Source organism: Vibrio harveyi NBRC 15634 = ATCC 14126 = KCTC 12724 (assembly GCF_001591145.1).
GTDB lineage: Bacteria > Pseudomonadota > Gammaproteobacteria > Enterobacterales > Vibrionaceae > Vibrio > Vibrio harveyi.
Window position 1 is genome coordinate 1 of sequence record NZ_BCUF01000019.1, and the last position, 20,114, is coordinate 20,114.

Annotated in this window: 16 protein-coding genes; 5 read left to right on the top strand and 11 right to left on the bottom strand. The window is 46.1% G+C overall.

Annotated elements, in window-relative coordinates; translation table 11 throughout:
- Window positions 1-24 precede the first annotated feature (24 nt).
- Window positions 25-1,482: a cardiolipin synthase gene (gene cls / locus VHA02S_RS11555; protein WP_005450675.1), complete on the bottom strand. Its 1,458-nt coding sequence runs from the start codon at window positions 1,480-1,482 to the stop codon at window positions 25-27.
- A 372-nt stretch (window positions 1,483-1,854) separates the two neighbouring features.
- Between cls and VHA02S_RS11560 the strand changes: the two genes are divergently transcribed.
- The 4 genes from VHA02S_RS11560 (at window position 1,855) to VHA02S_RS11575 (ending at window position 6,863) form a co-directional block, all read left to right on the top strand.
- On the top strand, window positions 1,855-3,282 hold the full coding sequence (locus VHA02S_RS11560; protein ID WP_005450673.1) for a sodium-dependent transporter: 1,428 nt from the start codon (window positions 1,855-1,857) through the stop codon (window positions 3,280-3,282).
- Window positions 3,283-3,543: 261 nt separating this feature from the next.
- Window positions 3,544-5,157, top strand: a complete 1,614-nt coding sequence (locus tag VHA02S_RS11565; RefSeq protein ID WP_026000108.1) for a methyl-accepting chemotaxis protein — start codon at window positions 3,544-3,546, stop codon at window positions 5,155-5,157.
- A gap of 49 nt (window positions 5,158-5,206) precedes the next feature.
- Complete coding sequence (locus tag VHA02S_RS11570; RefSeq protein ID WP_038898839.1) at window positions 5,207-5,899, top strand: TIGR01621 family pseudouridine synthase; 693 nt, start codon at window positions 5,207-5,209, stop codon at window positions 5,897-5,899.
- Between the two features lie 31 nt (window positions 5,900-5,930).
- Window positions 5,931-6,863: a class I SAM-dependent methyltransferase gene (locus VHA02S_RS11575; protein WP_005450667.1), complete on the top strand. Its 933-nt coding sequence runs from the start codon at window positions 5,931-5,933 to the stop codon at window positions 6,861-6,863.
- A gap of 140 nt (window positions 6,864-7,003) precedes the next feature.
- On the opposite strand, the gene VHA02S_RS11580 is transcribed toward VHA02S_RS11575, so the two are convergent.
- From VHA02S_RS11580 to norR, 3 genes are all read right to left on the bottom strand, one after another.
- The gene (locus VHA02S_RS11580) at window positions 7,004-8,047 is read right to left on the bottom strand and encodes an FAD-binding oxidoreductase (RefSeq protein WP_038898840.1); all 1,044 of its coding nucleotides are present in this window, start codon (window positions 8,045-8,047) and stop codon (window positions 7,004-7,006) included.
- A gap of 76 nt (window positions 8,048-8,123) precedes the next feature.
- Window positions 8,124-9,785, bottom strand: a complete 1,662-nt coding sequence (gene hcp / locus VHA02S_RS11585) for a hydroxylamine reductase (protein ID WP_005450663.1) — start codon at window positions 9,783-9,785, stop codon at window positions 8,124-8,126.
- A 562-nt stretch (window positions 9,786-10,347) separates the two neighbouring features.
- Window positions 10,348-11,877: a nitric oxide reductase transcriptional regulator NorR gene (gene norR / locus VHA02S_RS11590; RefSeq protein WP_009698155.1), complete on the bottom strand. Its 1,530-nt coding sequence runs from the start codon at window positions 11,875-11,877 to the stop codon at window positions 10,348-10,350.
- 270 nt (window positions 11,878-12,147) lie between these two features.
- On the opposite strand from norR, the gene VHA02S_RS26165 reads away from it, so the two are divergent.
- Window positions 12,148-12,300: a hypothetical protein gene (locus tag VHA02S_RS26165; RefSeq protein ID WP_017188183.1), complete on the top strand. Its 153-nt coding sequence runs from the start codon at window positions 12,148-12,150 to the stop codon at window positions 12,298-12,300.
- A 69-nt stretch (window positions 12,301-12,369) separates the two neighbouring features.
- Here VHA02S_RS26165 and VHA02S_RS11595 read toward each other — a convergent pair whose 3' ends face one another.
- The 7 genes from VHA02S_RS11595 to VHA02S_RS11625 all read right to left on the bottom strand — a co-directional run bounded on the left by VHA02S_RS11595 (window position 12,370) and on the right by VHA02S_RS11625 (window position 20,093).
- Window positions 12,370-12,978, bottom strand: a complete 609-nt coding sequence (locus tag VHA02S_RS11595; protein WP_005450653.1) for a CDP-alcohol phosphatidyltransferase family protein — start codon at window positions 12,976-12,978, stop codon at window positions 12,370-12,372.
- The gene (locus VHA02S_RS11600) at window positions 12,971-13,618 is read right to left on the bottom strand and encodes an ATP-binding cassette domain-containing protein (protein WP_005450651.1); all 648 of its coding nucleotides are present in this window, start codon (window positions 13,616-13,618) and stop codon (window positions 12,971-12,973) included. The genes VHA02S_RS11595 and VHA02S_RS11600 overlap by 8 nt, the downstream gene beginning before the upstream one ends.
- Window positions 13,584-15,293 (bottom strand): ABC transporter permease, encoded by a 1,710-nt coding sequence (locus VHA02S_RS11605; protein ID WP_038898841.1) that lies wholly within the window; start codon window positions 15,291-15,293, stop codon window positions 13,584-13,586. The genes VHA02S_RS11600 and VHA02S_RS11605 overlap by 35 nt, the downstream gene beginning before the upstream one ends.
- 9 nt (window positions 15,294-15,302) lie before the next feature.
- The gene (locus tag VHA02S_RS11610) at window positions 15,303-16,460 is read right to left on the bottom strand and encodes an ABC transporter substrate-binding protein (RefSeq protein ID WP_009701860.1); all 1,158 of its coding nucleotides are present in this window, start codon (window positions 16,458-16,460) and stop codon (window positions 15,303-15,305) included.
- A gap of 336 nt (window positions 16,461-16,796) precedes the next feature.
- A complete protein-coding gene (locus VHA02S_RS11615) occupies window positions 16,797-17,474 on the bottom strand; it encodes a TVP38/TMEM64 family protein (protein ID WP_038898842.1) in 678 nt (225 codons plus the stop codon).
- Window positions 17,475-17,529: 55 nt separating this feature from the next.
- On the bottom strand, window positions 17,530-18,300 hold the full coding sequence (locus VHA02S_RS11620; protein WP_038898843.1) for a heterodisulfide reductase-related iron-sulfur binding cluster: 771 nt from the start codon (window positions 18,298-18,300) through the stop codon (window positions 17,530-17,532).
- The gene (locus VHA02S_RS11625) at window positions 18,297-20,093 is read right to left on the bottom strand and encodes an FAD-dependent oxidoreductase (RefSeq protein ID WP_005450642.1); all 1,797 of its coding nucleotides are present in this window, start codon (window positions 20,091-20,093) and stop codon (window positions 18,297-18,299) included. Before VHA02S_RS11625 ends, VHA02S_RS11620 begins: the two co-directional genes overlap by 4 nt.
- Window positions 20,094-20,114 lie beyond the last annotated feature (21 nt).

Sequence of the window (20,114 nt, forward strand, 5' to 3'; positions counted from 1 at the left end):
GGTTACTTGGGTATAACTCATTTGTTATAGCAATGGGTTAAATAGATAGAAAACACGTTCCAAGAAACGAGAGAAGATACTGCGCTTCTCCCATTCTTCTTTATCAACAGTGTGTGATTGTTGGATGTAGGTGTCCTGCAGCCACGACATTTGCTTGGTGAACTCTTCGTCATCTACTGCCAGAGTTACCTCAAAGTTGAGCCACAAGCTGCGCATATCCATGTTTACCGTGCCGACCAGACAGAATTGATCATCAATCACCACCGATTTAGTGTGCAATAAACCGCCATAGAATTCGTAGATTTTCACACCAGCAGCCATCAGCTCGCTGTAGAAAGCTCGCGATGCCCATTGCACCATCATGGAATCGTTTTTGTGCGGGATGATCAGCTCAACATCGATGCCACGTTGTGCGGTCATTTTTAATGTTTCGAGTAAATCAGAGCTTGGCACGAAGTAAGGCGTGGTGATCCTCACCGAGCGATTCGCTTGGTTGATCGCCAAAGTCAGTACTTGGTAAATCAAGTACTCCGGCATCCCCGGACCAGACGGAACCACCTGAATTGGATGTTGAAACTCATCGCTGTTGTCAATGCGGCACTCTGGGTGTTTAGGTAACTGACGTTCACCTGTTTCTACTTCCCAATCCCAGCAGTGAATGGCACTTAGCACGTTGACCGTAGGACCGGTAATTCGCACCATGATGTCAATCCACTGACCAACACCACTGCTTTGTTTAAAGAAAGCAGGGTCGACCAAGTTCATTGAGCCTGTATAAGCAATTTCGTCATCAATCACGATGATCTTACGATGCTGACGCAAGTCCAAACGGCGCAGGAAGATACGCCACATTTTAACTTCCAATGCTTGTACTACATCGATGCCCGCATCCTTCATCATCTTATACCAATGACTGCGGAAGAAACGCGGACTACCAGCAGAGTCAAGAAGCAGTTTTACGTCTACGCCACGTTTTGCCGCTTGAATCAGTGCAGAAGCGACTGAATCGGCTAAGCCTCCTGGGTGCCAAATGTAGAACACCATTCGAATGCTGTGTTGTGCGTTTTCGATATCTTCAATGATGGAATGAAGGATTTCATCCGGTGATTGCTGAAGTGAAAGTGTGTTGCCACTTAATGCAGGAAGACCCAAACGGTTGTTACATAGCTCATCAATGCGATAGATATGACGCCCCATTGCTTCTGGAACATGCGCGTTACAATCATTTAACTGAGTGAACCATTGTTGGAACGGTGTGAACATCACTTTAGCCCGTTCTGCACGTTTTCGACCAAGGTTAAGCTCACCAAATAAGAAATAACAGGCAACACCAAGCACTGGCAGGATGTAGATGATCATCAGCCATGCAAGAGAGACGCTAACAGCGCGACGTTTTAATACGACACGAATAGTAACACCAGCCACTAGGAACCAATAAAGCCCGATGCTAGCTAGGGTGAGAAAGTGATAGAACTTGTCCATATACGCCAAAAGTAATAAGCCCAATATGGATATTAAGCGGAAATGACGTAACGGGAAACTATTTTCATACCAACACGGTTAGGTGATTTTATGTTGTGAAATAGATTTTATAACGGGGTAATGTGTTACTAAGGTGTGAAAAGTTGGATGAAACTTTAACTTTTGCGCAAAAAAGCAGCATTTAGCGTGAACAATGATACATTTGCGCGATAAATGTGCTATTCGGGGTTCCAATTTTAAAGTTAAACTGCTTTACTTGCCATACATAGAGCGTCACACAAACATCTTATAAAGTGTACATTAATATTTACACGAACATATTCTAGACGCCTATCTCTATGCAAACACAACAAAACATTTTGGAGAAAAAGCGTGGCTACAAATACAGCAGCACCACGTGATACGTGGGGGTCTAAACTAGGCTTCGTAATGGCAGCAGCGGGTTCCGCTGTCGGTTTAGGCAATATATGGAAATTCCCTTACACAGCTGGTGAGAGCGGCGGCGGTGCGTTCGTTGCAATTTACCTTTTGTTTGTTATTTTTATCGGCTTTAGCGTCATGCTTACTGAGTTCGCTATTGGTCGTAAGACAGGTCTTTCAGCAGTAGGTGCTTTCAAATCGACTGATCGTCGTTGGACATTTACGGGTGTTATCGGCGTACTGAGTGGTCTATTGATCATGGGTTTCTACCCTGTAGTAGGTGGCTGGGCGTTAGCGTACATCTTTAAAGTAGGCGGTGGTCTACTAAGTGCTCCTGAAGCAATTGGTGACAGCTTCGGCGGCTTCATTTCTGATCCAGTTCAACCGCTAATGTGGATGGGTGTTTACCTGTTCCTAAACATCGTTATCGTAATGAAAGGTATTTCTGGCGGTATCGAGAAAGCGGGTAAAATCCTAATGCCTCTTCTATTCCTTATCCTGATCGTTGTATCAGTGAAAGGTCTGATGCTACCGGGCGCAATGGCAGGTCTTGAGTTCCTGTTCATGCCAGACTTCTCAAAAGTAGACAGCAATGTCGTTCTAGCGGCGCTAGGTCAGGCATTCTTCTCTCTAAGTCTGGGTATGGGTTGTATGATGACTTACGGTTCTTACCTGAAGAAGAAAGAGAACCTAGTTCAAACAACCGGTATGGTTACGGCAATGGACACAGGTGTTGCAATCCTAGCGGGTGTAGCAATGTTCCCTGCAATGTTCGCATTTGGTATGGAGCCAGCAGCAGGTCCAGGTCTAGTCTTCGTAGTTGTACCTCAACTGTTTGCTGAAATGGGCGGCGTAATTGGCCTTCTATTTGCTCTGATGTTCTTCATTGGTCTTACTGTTGCGGCACTGACGTCTTCTGTATCTCTACTAGAGGTAGTTGTTTCTTACCTAATCGATGAGAAAGGTCTGAAGCGTTCAACAGCAGTATTGTCTGCGAGTGTCGTAATGGCAACACTATGTGTGTTCGCGTCACTATCACTTGGTGGTGTTGGTCCAACCCTATTCGGTACGGGCGCATTTGATATCTTCGACCTACTAACAGATAAGATCTTCCTAGCGGTTGGCGGTATGTTGGTATGTATCTTTGCAGGCTGGCGTCTAAACCGTGCTGACCTTGAAAAAGAGATCACTAACGACGGTAAAGTTTCTTTCCCTCTATTTGGTCTTTGGTACAACCTAGTTAAATACGTAATCCCAGTCGCTATCGCAATCGTAGCTTTCATGGGCATCAAGTCTGGTTTCGACAGCGGTAAAGGCGAAATCATGCTACTTGGTATTGGTATCATTGCCCTCGCAGGTATCTTCTCTAAGAAGCTATAAGCGAAAAGTATTCAGCTAAATTCAAAAATTAATAAACGGGAGTCTTCACAGGCTCCCGTTTTTTATATTCATTATTTATAGGATTGAGTGAATTCATATTAATAATGGGTATTAATTGTGAGACGACTCGCAAAGAGAGCTGGATCACAAAAATAAGTGTTAAAGTTGCAGTTGAACGTTCCGATAAGCCTTACAAAGCATGTGTAAATATGTGGATGAACTAAGTTAGAAAACAGAAGACAAGGGTAAGGTAGGTTATTAGTGACAATGTCTGTTCGTAAAAAACTGTACGCGAGTTTTGGTGCAATCTTAGCAATCATGCTGGTGATGATTGGAATTATCACATTAGAAGTATTGAACTCGCACGAAGTGGCTGACGAGGTAAGAACGGACGATGTTCCTGAAACTGTTCAGTACTTAATTTTGATCGATGAAGCAGGTGATGTTTATCGTGATGCATTAGGTAGCATCGTAGGTGTATCGGGTGCTCAGGCGGAGTACCAAGTAAATAAACAAGAATTTGCAGCAGCGATTGCTGAAGTCAAACTTTTGGAAACGGTTGGTGGCGAAGATTACCGTAATGTTGAAAAAGTTGAACGTTACATGAGTAATTTCACTCGTGACTTTGAGTCGCAAATTTTGACTAATCTTGGTCTAGAAAACGTTGAAGAGAACGTGGCGCGCCTTCGCTCTCTTTATGACGCTAACCTAGCGCCGATTGAATCTATCCTTGATGCGGCATCAACGGATGGTCGCCAAAGTACCAGTGAAGCGCTACTGGACCTTTCGGATTCGTTTAATAGCATTGAACTGACGATTTATGTGCTTGGTTCGATTGCGCTGATTGCAACAGCCGTTATTGCGTACTTATTGTCCAATTCAATTACTCACCGTTTGAGTAAGCTCGATGAGTTAGCGCAACGTGTCGCGGAAGGCGATTTAACGGTAGAACCGATTGAAGATAAATCGGGTGACGAGTTGGCTAACCTAGCGACTTCTCTAAATAAGATGCAAGCATCATTGACTAGCCTTATTGGTTCGATTTCGCTCGTATCGGAAGAGGTGAAATCGGTTACCGGCGAGCTGTCAGTTGTGAGCCAAGATATTGTGTCGGGTGCAAGTAGTCAATCTGATAAAGCAAACTTGATTGCGACTGCGGCAGAAGAGTTGAGCTTGACCATTTCTCAAGTTGCAGAGCAAGGTGCTGCGACGTTTGAAGAAGCACGCAAGTCGGAATCAACCGCTGAACAAGGTCGCACCGTGATTGTTGAGATGGTGGAGAGCATTCAACAGGTATCACAGCAAATGTCGGATATGTCGGTGCAGATGAACAGCCTAGGTTCTCATGGCGAGAAAATCGGCGCGGTTATCAAAGTGATTGAAGACATTGCCGAGCAGACGAACCTGCTGGCATTGAACGCGGCAATCGAAGCGGCACGTGCAGGGGAGTTTGGTCGTGGCTTTGCTGTTGTTGCCGATGAAGTACGCGCTCTGGCTGAACGCACAACGAAGGCAACACAAGAGGTCGGTGAGATCATCCAAGCGATTCAAGTCGGCACTCAAGAGGCAGTGACTTACACGGAAGATGGCTGTCGTTTGGTTGAAATTGGCGTGAGTCAAAGCTCGGGAGCGGTGAACTCACTGGAAGAAATCGTTTCTGGTGCGGCTCATGTTCAAAGCATGGTTAACTCAATCGCGACAGCAGCGGAAGAGCAAACCGCAGTGACGAAAGAAATTGCTGCCGATATTACATCGATCAGCGACATCTCAAACCGTTCATTACAATTAGCGAATGACAGCTCGCAAAGCGTAGAAGGTCTGAACCGTAAAGTTCAAGAATTGGAAGCGCTGGTGGGTAAGTTTAAGCTCGCCTAATTGCTTAGAATCGGTATACTTCTGGCTCCAAACGTGGAGCCAGTTTTTTATGTTCGACATTCTACACACCCATCCAGATTTTCTGATCATCAATAAACATCCCAACGTCTCAGTACATAAAGACGATGGTGAAACTATGTTGCTGCAAGAAGTAGCGAAACAAAGTGGTGATGAGCAGTTGTATCTTATTCACCGCCTCGACAAAATGACGTCTGGAATTTTGCTTTTGGGTCGCAACGCAAAAGCAGCAAGCGCGTTGTCGCAAGCATTTGCAGATCGTGAAGTCGAGAAGTTCTATCTTGCGATTGGTTCGAAAAAGCCTAAGAAGAAGCAAGGGCTGGTAGTGGGGGACATGGAACGCTCTCGTCGTTCTTCATGGAAACTGGTCAACAGCAAAACGAATCCAGCGATTACCCAATTCTTTTCTCTCGCTGCAGAGCCGGGAGAGCGCCTGTTTTTATGCAAGCCGCATACTGGCAAAACACACCAAATTCGTGTGGCATTAAAATCCGTTGGTTCGGGTATTGTTGGTGATCCTATTTATAATGCAGGTAATGACGCTGACCGTGGTTACTTGCATGCATTTTCATTGTGTTTCCCGTATCAAGATGAAACACATTGCTTTGTTTGCGATCCACGCGAGCATACAGCGCTTGGCAGTAAATGGCACAATGAAATTGTATCCCAAGGTATCGACACTTGGCTTTCTCCGTGGGAACTGAACTGGCCTACGATCAAATAACCATTACAAAGAAAACGAATAAGAGAATTCGATGCAAGCATCACAACTTCCGCTGTTTTTCCAGCATCTAGAAGCGGAGCTAACACAAGCTCCCAATGAAATCCGCCGACTGTTTCACGGTCGCGGTCGCCGCTTCGAAGGTTTAGAGCAAATCACATGTGATTGGTTACAAGGTCAATTGATCATTAACCTATTTAAAGAAGTCGATGAGACGTTTGTTTCTGAATTAAAAGCTGGATTAAATACGCTTTCTGAATCTGCTCTGTGGGCAGAAAAACAGGGTCGCACTATCGTGATTCAACACCGTTATGCTGACGGCGCACCTTCAGAAATTCTGTTGGGTGAGCTAGATGCTCGACCTGTGGTTGAAGAAAGTGGCTTGAAGTACCAGCTAGATATCGGTCGTAACCAGAACTTCGGTTTGTTCCTTGATATGCGCTACGGTCGTGATTGGGTTCGTGAAAATGCCAAGTACAAAAATGTACTTAACCTGTTCGCTTATACTTGCGGCTTTTCTGTGGCGGCTATTGCTGGTGGTGCCGATAAAGTCGTAAACGTGGATATGGCAAAAGCGTCGCTTTCGAAAGGTCGTGAGAACCATAAACTGAATGGCCATAACATCAACCAAGTGAGCTTTATGGGGCACGACATCTTTAAGTCGTGGGGGAAGATCAAGAAGTCAGGTCAGTACGATATGATCATCATTGATCCACCATCATTCCAAAAAGGCAGCTTCGCGTTAACGAAAGACTACAAAAAGATTCTACGCCGTTTGCCAGATTTGCTAGCAGAAGGTGGGCAAGTTCTCGCGTGTGTAAACTCGCCATCGGTGACCAGCGATTTCTTGATTGAAAGCATGAAGGAAGAAGCGCCTGAGCTGACATTCCGTGAGCGTTTGGACAACCCACCAGAGTTTATGGATGTAGATAGCGAAGCCGCACTGAAGGTTCTGCTGTTTAGCTGAGTTTAAAGCGAGGTTCCCAGCTCAGTCGTTTTTCCTTATAGAGAATTTCTATCAAATGCTTCGCGTCTTGGTAGAATTACAGTCTGCGATAAACAAAAAGCGCCGAGCACGGCGCTTTTTTAATGTTTGTATCAACCGCTTTAACCAATCTGAACTTCGAGGTCGGATTCAATCGTCGAAGAACAGGCGAGTACATAGCCTTGTTCAATTTCTTCCGGTGTTAATGTTTCAAGGCTGGTTGAAGAAACACTGCCTTTGCGAACCTTACACTTACAAGAGCCACAAATGCCACTTCGACAAGCGACGATCAACGGTAACCCTGCGCCTTCCAACACATCAGCAAGGACTTGACCTTTTTGTGCATCAATCGTTTGAGCAAAGTCGGGGACTGAGACACTTGCCGTTTCATCTGACACTTCAGCTTCTTCACTTGCTGCTGGTGTAAAGCTTTCTTGGAAGAAGTTAGCCATATCAAAGCCAAGCTCGGTCAAATAACCTTGAACATCGAGCATGAACTGGTTTGGACCACATAGATAAACCGTGCGCTGATTAAAATCTGGGACCAACTCCTGAAGCCATTCCTTACTGAGTCGACCTTCAGGGTACTGGGTCTCACCGCGATTTTTTAGTAACAGCTTCAAGTTAAAATCTGGGTAAACTGAGTGGTAAGTCTCTAGCAAATCAAAGTAAATCGTTTCTGGTTGAGAGCGAGCGATATGCAGAAATTCGATATCCACTTCTTGATCATTGCTCAGCCATTGTTTTGTCATCGCTAATACGGGGGTGATGCCGCATCCAGCACTGATCAGCAGGGCTTTCTTTTTACCATCTAGCGTGATTGGTGGATGGTCAACACAGTTGAAATCACCCGTTGGTGGAAGAGCTTGAACTGTATCTCCAATCAACAGTTTATCGATGATGTAGTTTGATACCTTCCCGCCGTCGACGCGTTTAATGGTCAGTTGTAAGCAATCATCGCCGGAAAGGGAACTGAGTGAATAGGCACGGAATTCCATCTTGCCATCGATTTCAATGCCAAGATTTATGAACTGACCCGCTTTAAATTCAAACAAAAGCGATTCAGATAAGTCTGCCAGCTTGAGGCTCACTGCATCGGCAGTCTCGTGATATTTATCTACACAGCGTAAGGTGACAGGTTGACTGCCTTGCCATTCAAAAAACATAACAATCTCTTTGGTTGTCGAGTACTCAATAGATAAAAGCGCCCCCAATTAAGGAGGCGCGTGATAAGCAAGGTGATTACGCTGCTAGGATAGTTTTAAGGTCATCTTGAACATTACCAATGCTGCGCATATCGAACTTCTCTTGGATAATTGCAATCAGGTTTGGCGTCAAGAATGCAGGCGCTGTTGGACCTGTGTAGATGCCTTTCACGCCTAGTGCGAATAGCGTAAGTAGGATCACAATCGCTTTTTGCTCGAACCAAGAAAGAACAAGCGTAAGAGGAAGCTCGTTGATGTCGCAGTCGAATTCTTTCGCAAGGGCTAATGCCAGCTGAATTGCTGAGTATGCATCGTTACATTGACCCACATCCAATAGGCGAGGGATGCCATTAATGTCGCCAAATGTATTCTTGTTAAAGCGGTATTTACCACAAGCCAGCGTTAGGATTAGCGTATCTTCTGGTGCTTCTGCAGTGAAGTCTGTGTAGTAGCTACGTTCTGCTTTGTCGCCATCACAACCACCTACTAGGAAGAAGTGTTTGATGTTGCCTTGTTTCACTTGGTCGATAACCGCAGGAGCCGCGTTCATCAGTGCGTTACGTCCAAAACCAACCGTGATGTTGTGCTCGATTTCGTCGTGTTGGAAGCCTTCTTGTGCCAATGCACACTCGACTACTTGGCTAAAATCATCACCTTCTAGGTGAGCGACACCTGGCCAACCGACAATGCTACGAGTGAATAGACGGTCTGCGTACTGACCCACGTTCGGGTTCAATAGGCAGTTTGAGGTCATCACAATCGCGCCAGGGAAGTTGGCGAATTCTTTCTGTTGGTTCTGCCACGCGCTGCCGTAGTTACCTACTAGATGAGGGTATTTCTTCAGCTCTGGGTAGCCGTGTGCAGGCAGCATCTCACCGTTAGTGTAAACGTTAATGCCTTTGCCTTCGGTCTGTTGCAAGATTTTTTCTAGGTCGTGAAGGTCATGACCAGAAACAAGAATACATTTGCCTTTGACTGGCTTAACGTTAACGGTTGTTGGCTCTGGGTGACCGAACGTTGCTGTTTCACCGTGATCCAGCATTTCCATCACTTTGTAGTTCATAAGACCAATACGCATTGAGCAATCTAACAGTTCGCCTAGATCTTCAGGGTCAGTACCCAACCAAGCCATGATTTCGTGGTATTCGGCGAAGATGTCATTGTTGGTTTGCTCAAGTACGCGTGCGTGTTCCATGTACGCAGCTGCACCTTTTAGACCGTATAAGCAAAGCAGACGTAGACCGATAACGTCTTCGTGTACTTGGTCTTTACCGCGGTTTACCGCAACTTGAGGAGCAAACGCCAAAATTTCCTCTGCGCTGTTTGGCAACTCGAAGTTCGCTACATCAGGAATGTTCACTAGCACTTCATCTGTAAGAGCTGCTGCTGTCATCGCTTGGTCTTTTAGCAGCGCTTTGTAAGTGGCTGCTTGAGAAGTCAGTTCAAGGATACGTTCTGGGTCAAAGTTTACGTTGGTCAACGTAGAGAAGAATGCTCTTGGAGCCCACTGGTTGATTTCATCATTGATGATATTGAATTCAAGCGCGCGTGCTGCCCAAAAAGAAACCCCTTGCAAAGTGTAAACCAACACGTCTTGTAGATCGGATACCTCTGAAGTTTTGCCACACATACCTTGTGCGAAAGAACAGCCTTTTACAGCCGGGGTTTGGATTGTCTGTTCACATTGAATACAGAACATATTGGGTTCTCCAGTGATTGTAGTAATAGTCGTTTTGTTTTCTCCAATAGAGCAGAATGCGTGCCAATAATTATCTCTTTGATTTTTAATGGTTTTATGTATTTTTGAGTATGTCGCTGATGTGATTTTTACAACGTAACTGATGTGTAAATAACAACGGTGTATTTGAATTGGTGATAAAAGCGACGCGCGAGAAACGTTTTAACGGGCGATAGTGGAAGTGTTTGTTAAACAGGAGATAAGTTATTGCGGTTTTGTGGAGGCAAGAGATTCCCGATTGCGCTCCTTCGTCGCTGTCAGGAATGACGCAATAAGGTAACTGAAAACTTGATGAGTTTAAGGAGTTACAAGAAAGCTGAGACTTGAGCGGTTTAATTATTACGAATGAGGAAGAGTAAGTGAAATACGAGAAACCAGATGGGACAGTTAGCCCAAGTACATTGGTGTTGGGTGTCATTCCGGACGAGCCAGAGTGAGTCATCCGGAATCTCTTTGTTTACTATCGATATGTTTGCTATCGATAAAAGTAAATCGTTGTTTCACAAGGGCGAAGCGGGAGCCTCTATTTATTTATGCCGAGCTTTTTACCCATGCGATATAAGTTACCCCGATCCATCTGTAAAAACTCCGCTGCTTTTGCCCAAACACCGCCAGATTGGCTCAATGCGTGCTCAATCAAGTCATGTTGATAGCGCTCCACCAACTCGCGCATCGGCTGGCTCTCTCTAGGCAAGTAATGCGATGTGCTTTTTACATCATCTAACGCGAGTGAAGTGTCAAAGTGATTGAGCATGATGGTGCTATCGCCTTGCTGAATGGCATGTAATGCCGCTCGCGTTAAGGTATGCTCAAGCTCTCGAACATTACCGTACCAAGGCAGAGACTCTAATTGAGTCAGTACCTTAGGGTGAACATGAAGGTTTGGTGCGTTAAATTGCTGGCGCACTTTTTCCAGTAAGTATCCCGCAAGAACTGGAATGTCGCCGTCACGCGCGCGCAGTGGTGGCACTTTGATGGGAAACACGTTCAATCGATGGAACAAATCAGCGCGGAATGTGCCAGTTTCCACTTCTTTTTCTAACTGTCGGTTAGTGGCTGCGATGATGCGTACATTCACCATCAAATGCTGATCGCTGCCCACACGTTGCAGCTCGCCTTGCTGAATAACGCGCAGTAGTTTTGCTTGTAAAACTAAAGGCAATTCACCCACTTCATCTAGGAAGATTGTGCCGCCATCAGCTAGCTCGAACTTACCTGCACGGTGATTATTGGCTCCGGTGAAAGCTCCCTTCACATGGCCAAATAGTTCGCTCTCCGCCAACCCCTCGGGTAGAGCGGCACAGTTCACGTAGATCATCGGCTTATCGTTGCGATGAGATTGAGCGTGAACCGAATGAGCGACAAGTTCTTTACCCGTACCGGTTTCTCCAGATACCAATACCGCGTAATCCGATTGTGCAACGGTTGCTATGTTATTTCGTAACTGATTGATCTGTGGACTTAAGCCAACCATGTCACCGTGTTGTGATCGCGCTTGTTGAATCAGGGTTTGTGTAACGCTTTTTTGCTTTTGGTTTTGTGCTTTGAGGGCTTTTAATTGTGCAATGTTGCGCAGTGTTGCCGCCGTTAGTGCCGCGAAGGTTTCGATAGCTACTGGATCGATATGATCAAACGCGCCAACCGCAAGTGCATCCATGGTTAATGCCCCGACAAGTTGCCCTTCAACATATAAGCTAAAACCCATGCAGTCATGGACATCAATGCATTGGTCTTCGGTCAATAATGTCCCGTCAAATGGATCGGGCAGGGCACAGTCGGCATCGAAGCGAACAGGCTCGCGGCTATGAATGATGGCATCCAAACGCGGATGGGCTTTAGGAAAGTAACGGCGACCGAGTACTGAGTTTGACAAGCCTTTTACTGCAACCGGCGTTAGAAAGCCATCCTCATCGAATATGAACAAGCAACTCGCATCACAAGGGAATACTTGTGCGACCCCATCAATCAGGTTTTGGTATTGCTGCTCATGAGAGCGATTTGAGCTCAAATTGAGTGCGATATTGAGGAGTACATGGTCAACAGTAGGAGTCATAACAAGCCCAGAGTTATCTTGAATGGGCTCATGCTAGCAACTTGATGTCATTTGAACATCGAAAGGTGAAATAGATTGATGTTCCATTGACGACGATCAAGTGACACACCAGAACTGTGATATAGATAAATGCAACTGGTTGAGTTTAATGAATTGAAAACAAGGATCGCTCCACTTCTAAGGAATATATCCTAAATTGGAATTTCAGCATTGACCTCAAGTTAACTTGAGCTTCTATCCTCGATTTGAAAAACGTCAGGAAGGTAGATTATGCAAAACGATTACATTAAAGAACTAGCGGTGAAGAGCTATCAAGAAGAGCGACAAAAAGAGTATTTTCGAGCTAAGCAGCAGAAGTGGCATGTGCCGAGTTTTGTCTCTGGGATTGTGGTGACGCTGGTGGTGAGTGGGATGCTTTATTGAGGGAAGATTGAAAAGAGATTCCCGGCTGCATTCCTTCGTAGCAATCAGGAATCTCCCTTTAAGTTTTGTTTACGGTTTCAGCGTATGAAACCCAGAGTAAATACGCGTAAACGTGGTAAACCAACACGCCGCACCAAAGATATACGCAATCACGGCAAAATGTTGTGGGAACAAACAGAACAACACGAAACAACCAATGGTCTCGGTGCCTTCTGTTAGACCGCTCATGTAGTACAGAGATTTGTGTTTGTAGACAGGGTTATCGATACCGCGTTTACCTGCCATGATCGCGAAAGCTAAGAAGCTGCTCCCCGTGCCAATAAATGAGAAGATCAAGAATGCACCCGCGACGGCGTTTTGTTCTGGATTTGCCAACACAAAACCAAATGGAATCAAAGAATAGAACAAGAAGTCCAAGCTAATATCGAGAAAGCCTCCGGCATCGGTAATGCCTTGGATTCTTGCCAACGCACCATCTAATCCATCACAAATTCGGTTCAGCAGGATAAACGCTAATGCGAGTGTGTATTGCTCTGCCATCAATGCTGGTAGGGCAAAGCAACCAAGGGCAAAACCGAACAGTGTGGTTTGGTTAGCCGTCACGCCACATTTGTCGATCAGCTTTGCGCTTTGTGCCAGTGGCCACTTAATGATTTTGATGCTTAGGCTATCAAGCATGACTTGTCTCCCACGGCCAGTTTAGGCAACGACTGCCTGCAGGGATATCGTCTTCATCGTGAGTCACCATCAACGCGGGAATATTAGCGAGTTGAAGCTGTTCCACGACCCAGTTACGAAACTGCACGCGCAAATCTTTATCGAGTTTGCTGTATGGTTCGTCGAGTAGGGCAACTTTTGGTTTCGCCAACAACATACGAGTCAGAGCGATACGGGCGCGCTGACCACCTGATATTTGATCTGGGAAAGATTCCGCGAGCTTGGTTAACGAGATGTGTTTCAATGCTTGCATCGCACGTTCTTTACGCTCAGCCCCTTTGATTGAATCAGGCAGAGCGAAGGCAAGGTTTTCCCATACGGTGAGGTGCGGAAAGAGCAAATCGTCTTGGAACAAAATACCTACCTGACGCTTATGCGCAGGCAAAGCATCCAACTTTTCATTATCGAGAGTGATTGAGCCTGAATAGTCGAACTCGGAAGATAGGTGACCAGCAATGGCATCCAATAAAGTGGATTTGCCACAGCCGCTAGGACCCATCAGGGTAACAATTTCACCTTTCTCTACCGTCATGTTGAAGGCAGAGAAAAGCGTGTCGCCATTGGTTTTATGGATGGCGAGGTTTTCGAGACAGAGACTCATTCGGTAGTAAACCTTTAATAGACAACCGGCGATACTTAACGTGTAAGCGGCTAAGTAAAATCGCAAAAGAGAAGAACATTAACGGCAAGAGAGCTTGCCAAATTGCGTAAATCGCAGTGACACGACGGTCAAAGCCACTTGATAGGGCGACCGCTTCTGTTGTTATTGTGCTGATGCGACCAGCTCCCAGCACGAGTGTTGGTAAGTACTGCGCTAAGCTGACACTAATGCCAACTGCCCAAGCAAAAGCAATCGCAGGCAAAAGAATGGGCAGTTTGACTTTTAACCAAGCCTGCATCGGTGATTTACCAAGGCTTAAGGCGACACGAGTCAAACCATTGTCGAAGCTGCGCCATGGACCGTCGAGTGATAGGTAAACAAACGGGAAAGCAAAGAAGACGTGTGCCCAACATACCCAGAACAAGTACGCGCTGCTGTCGAGGTACAGCGTGACGACTTGCATTCCAAACAAAACGGAAAGCTGCGGAATCAACATTGGCACGGCAATGATGTACCCTGGGACTTGCCAGCGGTAACGCAGTCGGTATTCGTGAGCAATCAGAGCAAGTACCAGAGCAATTGATGCGCTGATCACCGCAATCAACATGCTTTGCTCTAGCGTGCCAAGAATGCTTTGCCACTCGTATTCCCAAAAACGTAAGCTGTAACGGCTTGGTAATAAGTCAGGGAAACGCCAACGTTGTGCAAAGCTCCACACCACCATCAACGGCACCATCAACAGTGCGAGTAGAGCAATCATAGAGAACAAGGTCTTTCCTGGTAAGCGGAAACCGCTACGACCGGAGTATTGCCAGCGTTTAAAGCCTTTAGTAACGCTCCACTCTACGAGTCGAGCAAAGCCAATCAAAAGGCTCGCAATCGTAAACAACACAACTGCACCCGCCGCCGCTCTTGGTAGGAGGGATAAATCAGGATCGTTAAACCACTGCCATACCAATACTGCAAAGGTAGGAGGGTTGGTTGGACCGATAATTAGCGCGACATCGACAACGGATAAGCTGTAAGCCAGCACGGCTAGCATTGGGAAGCGCAGTTTTGCTAACCATTGAGGGAAAACGCATTTCCACCAAGCTTGAGCCGAGCTATACCCCATCGAATGACTGACTTTTTCTATCTTCTCGACCTTCAATTGTTGAAGAATCGGAATACTCATCAACAAAAGGAACGGGACTTCTTTGATGGCAAGCATGATGATCAAACCCAGTGCGTATGGGTCTTTGATCAGCAACGCTAAGTCATTCACCGTTTGCGCATTTGGATCGTAACCAAACATTTGGTTGAGTACGCGAACGCCCATACCTGTTGGTGCAAATAGGAAAGCAAAACCAATGGCGAATGCCACGTGTGGCATGGCAAGAAGCGGAGAAAGACTGACTTCGATTTTACGCCAGAATTTACTTCCCCAAGAAGCTTGCAGAATCGCAAACGTCATCAAACAAGCAAGGTAGCTACTGAAAATGGCAGAGTAGAACGTTAGACCAATAGATGTCCACACGCCTTCCCAGTCAAACACAGCATCAAAGCCATCAAGTGAAAAATGATGTAAGCCGATAGGGGGAACATAGCCGAGCGCAGAGACCACCACCCCGAGTAGACCCGGGATGGTTGGTAATATACAAACTGCGATAATAACTAGATACAGCGCTCTTAACATGGGTGATTATTAATTCCCGTAGCGTTTCAACCATTCTTTTTCTAGTGCGGCTTGCCAGCTTGGATGTGGCTCTGCAATAGACTTGAATTGTTGAGTATTTTTAGCCGTACCAGTCAGGTATTGGCTGCTTAGCACTGAAGGATCACCCCAGATGTTGATATCACCTTTACGAGATTGCGCTTCAGGACTTAATAAAAAGTTTATAGCAACTTGAGCCCCTGCACTGGCGTTTGCGTTCCAAGGGATAGCTAAGAAGTGAATATTAGAAAGTGCACCCGCATCCATCGCATACGCTTTGGTGCTATCTGCAAGGTTGCCGCTAGATTGTGCTGAATAAACCGCATTTGGATTAAAAGTGACGGCTAAGTCAATCTGACCATCATCTAGTAGTTGTACCGTTTCCGCTGTGCCACCCGGAAACTGCTTACCGCCACGCCATGCGACTTTGTGAAATTCATCTAGGTAAGCCCATAGAGGTTGCGTGACGGTTTTGAATGATTCGTCTGTCACTGGCTTTTGCAGTGCAGGATCGTTATTGCTCAGTTCGATCAGTAGAGATTTGATGAAACTGGTGCCATGAAACTCCGGTGGGCGAGGGTATGTCAGACGATTTGGAAACGCTTTTGCGTAGCTCAACATTTCAGCATATGAGCTTGGCGGGTTGTGCAGGGTTTCTTCATCGTAGATAAACACCAATTGACCTACGCCCCAAGGCGCTTCTAGACCATCTGTAGGTTCAGAGAAATCGACATCAACAGGCAGGGTTTTATCCACATACTGCCAGCTTGGTAAACCTTCAACGAAAGGACCAAACAACAGTTGGTTGTCTTTCATCGATTTAAAGTTTTCGCCATTAATCCAAACCATATCAACACTGCCACCGCTGTTTTTCCCTGCGGCTTTTTCAGCAATAAGACGAGTGGTGGTTTCAGAAATATCGGTGACCTTGACGTGGTTAAGTGTCACGTTGTAGCGAGATTTAAGCTCTTTGCCTGCCCATTGGATGTAGCGGTTAATTTCTTGGCTACCACCCCAAGCATGAAAATAAACGGTCTGACCGTCGGCTTGCTGTTCTATTTTTTGCCATTCTTCAGCGGTCGAAGATGCAAAAGAGGAGGTCGCGAATGTGGTGGCTAAAATGCCAATGGTGCTAAGTAGCTTTTTCATACGTAATCCGTGTTTCTTTATCTTTGTTTTCATTTTGGAGCTTTATATTCCCACGAGGTACAAAACGGCTGTTTTGGTACTCTGAATTGGGGATAAACCACGCTGGAAGCTCCGTTCCCTCTAGATGGATAGTAATCTATCTTGCTCTATTATCAACGCGAATTTGATAATAGATTCAGAGAATTACTCGCCTTGTGAGGTGATACCAATCCACGTCAGTTTTTGGTCTTAAAAGTCACCAATTTAAGGACAAAGTGTGAGCAAATCAGTAGCAATGAAAATAGTGCGACTTCCGGTAAGTCGCACTATTTTGGCTTCAATAATGGATAGACCGGATTACTTCGCTAATTCTTCCATGTTGATGCCTTTTTTCTTTGCGATGTATTTTGGAATCAAAGACATGCCAAACAGCACAAGACCCGCAACCGCAAATTTTACCAACAACATTGCAGACACACCGTTTGTTGCGATGTCACCAGCCATGTAAGCAAAAATGAAAGCACCTGGTGCCATGGTCAACAGAGAAACCAGAGCGTAAGTGCCAAGGTTTAGGCTGGTTAGACCGTAAGCGTAGTTTTGTAGGCTGAATGGGAATACAGGCACAAGACGAGTCAGAATCAAGAAGCTGGTGCCGTTTGCTGCTACACCGTCATCGATTTTCTTGAAGATTGGGTTGTCGCCAAACTTCTTCATGATGGTGTTACGCAGTAGGAAGCGCGCCACGATAAAGGCTGCTACTGCACCAAGCGTTGCAGAAAAGAGCGCCAATACGCCACCTTTGATAGGACCAAATACGATACCTGCCACAATGGTAAATGCGCTGCCCGGTAGTAGGAAAACACACGCAAATACGAATGCTGCTACGAATACGGCGTAACCCCACACACCAAAGCTTGCGATCCAATCTTGTAGGCTCTTGATGTCAGTGATGATTTCAAGAATGCCAGTTTGTTTTGCCGCGAACAGAGCGAGAGCTACAACAGCGACGATAAGAGCGATTTTTACGAATTTCATAAGTTCAACTTCACTTAAACCTAATAATTAAAAAGAGATAGCGACACAGAGACAGTTACACTGACATACACTTGATCAAACCCGCTTTTGACTTGTAGCGGTTGAACCAAGCTTTTACAGGGCTTGCAAGTACGTTTACTGGCGGCTCATCACCTTGCATGATCACAGGACCGAACATCAGATCCAGAATGTGCCAAGACTTTGTACCAACACCCATCATGGATGCACGACATGCCGAGCAATAAACCACTACGTAGTCGGTTTCAAACTCTTCAACACGGCGCTTAATTACGCGCGTTGCCACATCTGGGTTTGCAGGTACAACCATGCCGCCGAAGCCACAGCAGCGGGTGTTTTCTCGTGTGTGTTCTGGCTCAGAGGTTTTGTAACCAAGTTCGTTTAATATCCAACGGATACCGTCTTGCAGCTCTTTCTCGTAGCGAGTTGAACAAGAGTCGTGAATGGTAAACATCACGTCGCTGTTTTTGGCTTTGCCGCGCAGTTCTTCCGGTAAACCAATTTCAGGAAGTAGCTTCCACAAAGACACTGGTTTTTGTGTGCCACCAGATTTTTTGATCATGCCGTAGCAGCTTTGACACGCCACAATCACCTCTTGTGCGTCTAGCTTGTCAAAATCAGCCTGTAGCTGACCGTAACGCTCTTTAAACTTCTCTGTTTGACCGATAGCAGCGGTTGGTTTACCACAGCATTTTTGGACTGCGCCCATGTCTGGAAATACTTGCTTTAGGTAGCTAGCAATGGCAGCTACGCCTTCTGGTGAGTAGGATGGCAAGCTGCATCCTGGCATAAATACTTTATTACTCATTTTGTCGATACCGCTCGTTTTGCCATAGTGAAGATTTTTGAGAAGCCAAGCTTCTGGTGCATGTTGATCGCTTTATGACCCGGCATTGGAGATTCACCGTTGTTTGCCTTAACAAAGTCAGCACGTGCCCCTAGGAACATCTCTTTCATTGGAAAGTCTTTCGGACACACGATGGTGCATTGGTCACACGCGTTGCATGAGTAAGCCATCAGAGGATCCATCGACTTGTTGTTCACAAAGTCGGAGAAAATGGTTTTCGGACAGTCGCTGAAGTCATTCATCATGATGCACTCGGTCATACATAGCTTGCAGCTGCATTGCAGGCAGCGAGAAGCTTCTAGTTTGATTTGCGCTTCAGTAAAGCCTAAATCCACTTGTGCAAAATCCTGCTTACGCTCTTCAGCGTCACGCAATTCACCGTGTAGGCGAGGGGTATCTACCGTACCTTTTGGTAGTGGTACGTCTAGACGAGATGAGTAGCTGTATTCTTGCTCGAAGTCGCGGTCTTCAGTTAGTGGACGAGTCGTTAGGAAGCGTTCAACGCTCATTGCTGCTTTACGACCTAATGCCATCGCTTCAATTACGATGTTCCCGCCACACGCATCACCAGCTACGAATACGTCTTCTAGACTAGATGCTAGTGTTTGTTTATCGACAACGTAACGGCCACCGCGAGTTTGCTCTAGTGCACCGTCAGTAATATCTGCCACGATTTGACCCGTAGCGAAAACAACGGTATCCACAGAGATAGTTTTGCTTTCTTCGCTGTACTGAGGTGCAAAGTTGCCTTGCTCATCAAAGATCGACAGCACTTTCTTGATAGTAATGCCTGTTACTTTGCCGCTCTCGTGCTCGATAGCGACAGGTCCCCAACCCGCATGGAATTCAACGCCTTCTTCTAGTGACTCATCGATTTCGATTTGGCTTGCAGGCAGGTTCTCAAGGCTCTCAAGTGAACATTGGTAAACTTCACTTGCGCCGATACGCCATGAAGAGCGTGCGCAGTCCATCGCTACGTCACCACCGCCGATAACCATTACGCGCTTACCTGCTCGTGGGAATTGGCGAGTTTCAGAAATCTCTTTTAGGTATTCAACCGCAGAGAACACGCCATCGTTGTCATGACCCGGCAGAGGGATGATCGAACCTACGTGCGCACCATGTGCAAGTACCACCGCATCATGCTCGTTGCGTAGTGTTTCGAAACTGATGTCTTTGCCGATCTCAACGCCAAACTGAGTTTTGATTCCCAGCATCGCTAAGTAGCTGTATTCGAAATCGATAACATCGCGTGGCAGGCGGTATTCAGGGATACCAACACGCATCATACCGCCGTAAACGTCCAGCTTTTCATAGATGGTGACTTCATGACCCTGACGACGTAGTTCGATTGCCGCTTGAGCGCCAGCAGGACCTGCACCTACGATCGCGATGTGCTTGTTAGTTAGGGGGGCAATGTTTAGATCCCAGTGATCTTGGTTATCCATTTTCTCTGCGACGAAACGTTTAATCCCAGCTACGCTGATTGGCTGACCAAACTCAGAATTACGGCGACAAGACGCTTCACACGGATGTGCGCAGATGCGACCTAGTGTTTGAGGAAGGAATAGTTTGCTACGGATCAGATCCAGAGCACCTTGAAAATCACCTTCACCCGCCATGCGAACGTATTGCTTTACGTCTGTGTGCATTGGGCACGCGGTTTGACATGCCGGATCGGCATCACCCATACAGCCATCGACAATCATTTGAGCGGTGTCGAATAGCTTTTGACTAAAAATTACATTGTTCATTAACTGCTATTTCCGTGTTGA

Bases quoted from the DNA above. Each gene is read 5' to 3' on its own strand.
- cls (WP_005450675.1), bottom strand. From the start codon at position 1,482: ATGGACAAGTTCTATCACTTTCTCACCCTAGCTAGCATCGGGCTTTAT.
- VHA02S_RS11570 (WP_038898839.1), top strand. From the start codon at position 5,207: ATGTTCGACATTCTACACACCCATCCAGATTTTCTGATCATCAATAAA.
- VHA02S_RS11575 (WP_005450667.1), top strand. From the start codon at position 5,931: ATGCAAGCATCACAACTTCCGCTGTTTTTCCAGCATCTAGAAGCGGAG.
- VHA02S_RS11580 (WP_038898840.1), bottom strand. From the start codon at position 8,047: ATGTTTTTTGAATGGCAAGGCAGTCAACCTGTCACCTTACGCTGTGTA.
- hcp (WP_005450663.1), bottom strand. From the start codon at position 9,785: ATGTTCTGTATTCAATGTGAACAGACAATCCAAACCCCGGCTGTAAAA.
- norR (WP_009698155.1), bottom strand. From the start codon at position 11,877: ATGACTCCTACTGTTGACCATGTACTCCTCAATATCGCACTCAATTTG.
- VHA02S_RS26165 (WP_017188183.1), top strand. From the start codon at position 12,148: ATGCAAAACGATTACATTAAAGAACTAGCGGTGAAGAGCTATCAAGAA.
- VHA02S_RS11595 (WP_005450653.1), bottom strand. From the start codon at position 12,978: ATGCTTGATAGCCTAAGCATCAAAATCATTAAGTGGCCACTGGCACAA.
- VHA02S_RS11600 (WP_005450651.1), bottom strand. From the start codon at position 13,618: ATGAGTCTCTGTCTCGAAAACCTCGCCATCCATAAAACCAATGGCGAC.
- VHA02S_RS11605 (WP_038898841.1), bottom strand. From the start codon at position 15,293: ATGTTAAGAGCGCTGTATCTAGTTATTATCGCAGTTTGTATATTACCA.
- VHA02S_RS11610 (WP_009701860.1), bottom strand. From the start codon at position 16,460: ATGAAAAAGCTACTTAGCACCATTGGCATTTTAGCCACCACATTCGCG.
- VHA02S_RS11615 (WP_038898842.1), bottom strand. From the start codon at position 17,474: ATGAAATTCGTAAAAATCGCTCTTATCGTCGCTGTTGTAGCTCTCGCT.
- VHA02S_RS11620 (WP_038898843.1), bottom strand. From the start codon at position 18,300: ATGAGTAATAAAGTATTTATGCCAGGATGCAGCTTGCCATCCTACTCA.
- VHA02S_RS11625 (WP_005450642.1), bottom strand. From the start codon at position 20,093: ATGAACAATGTAATTTTTAGTCAAAAGCTATTCGACACCGCTCAAATG.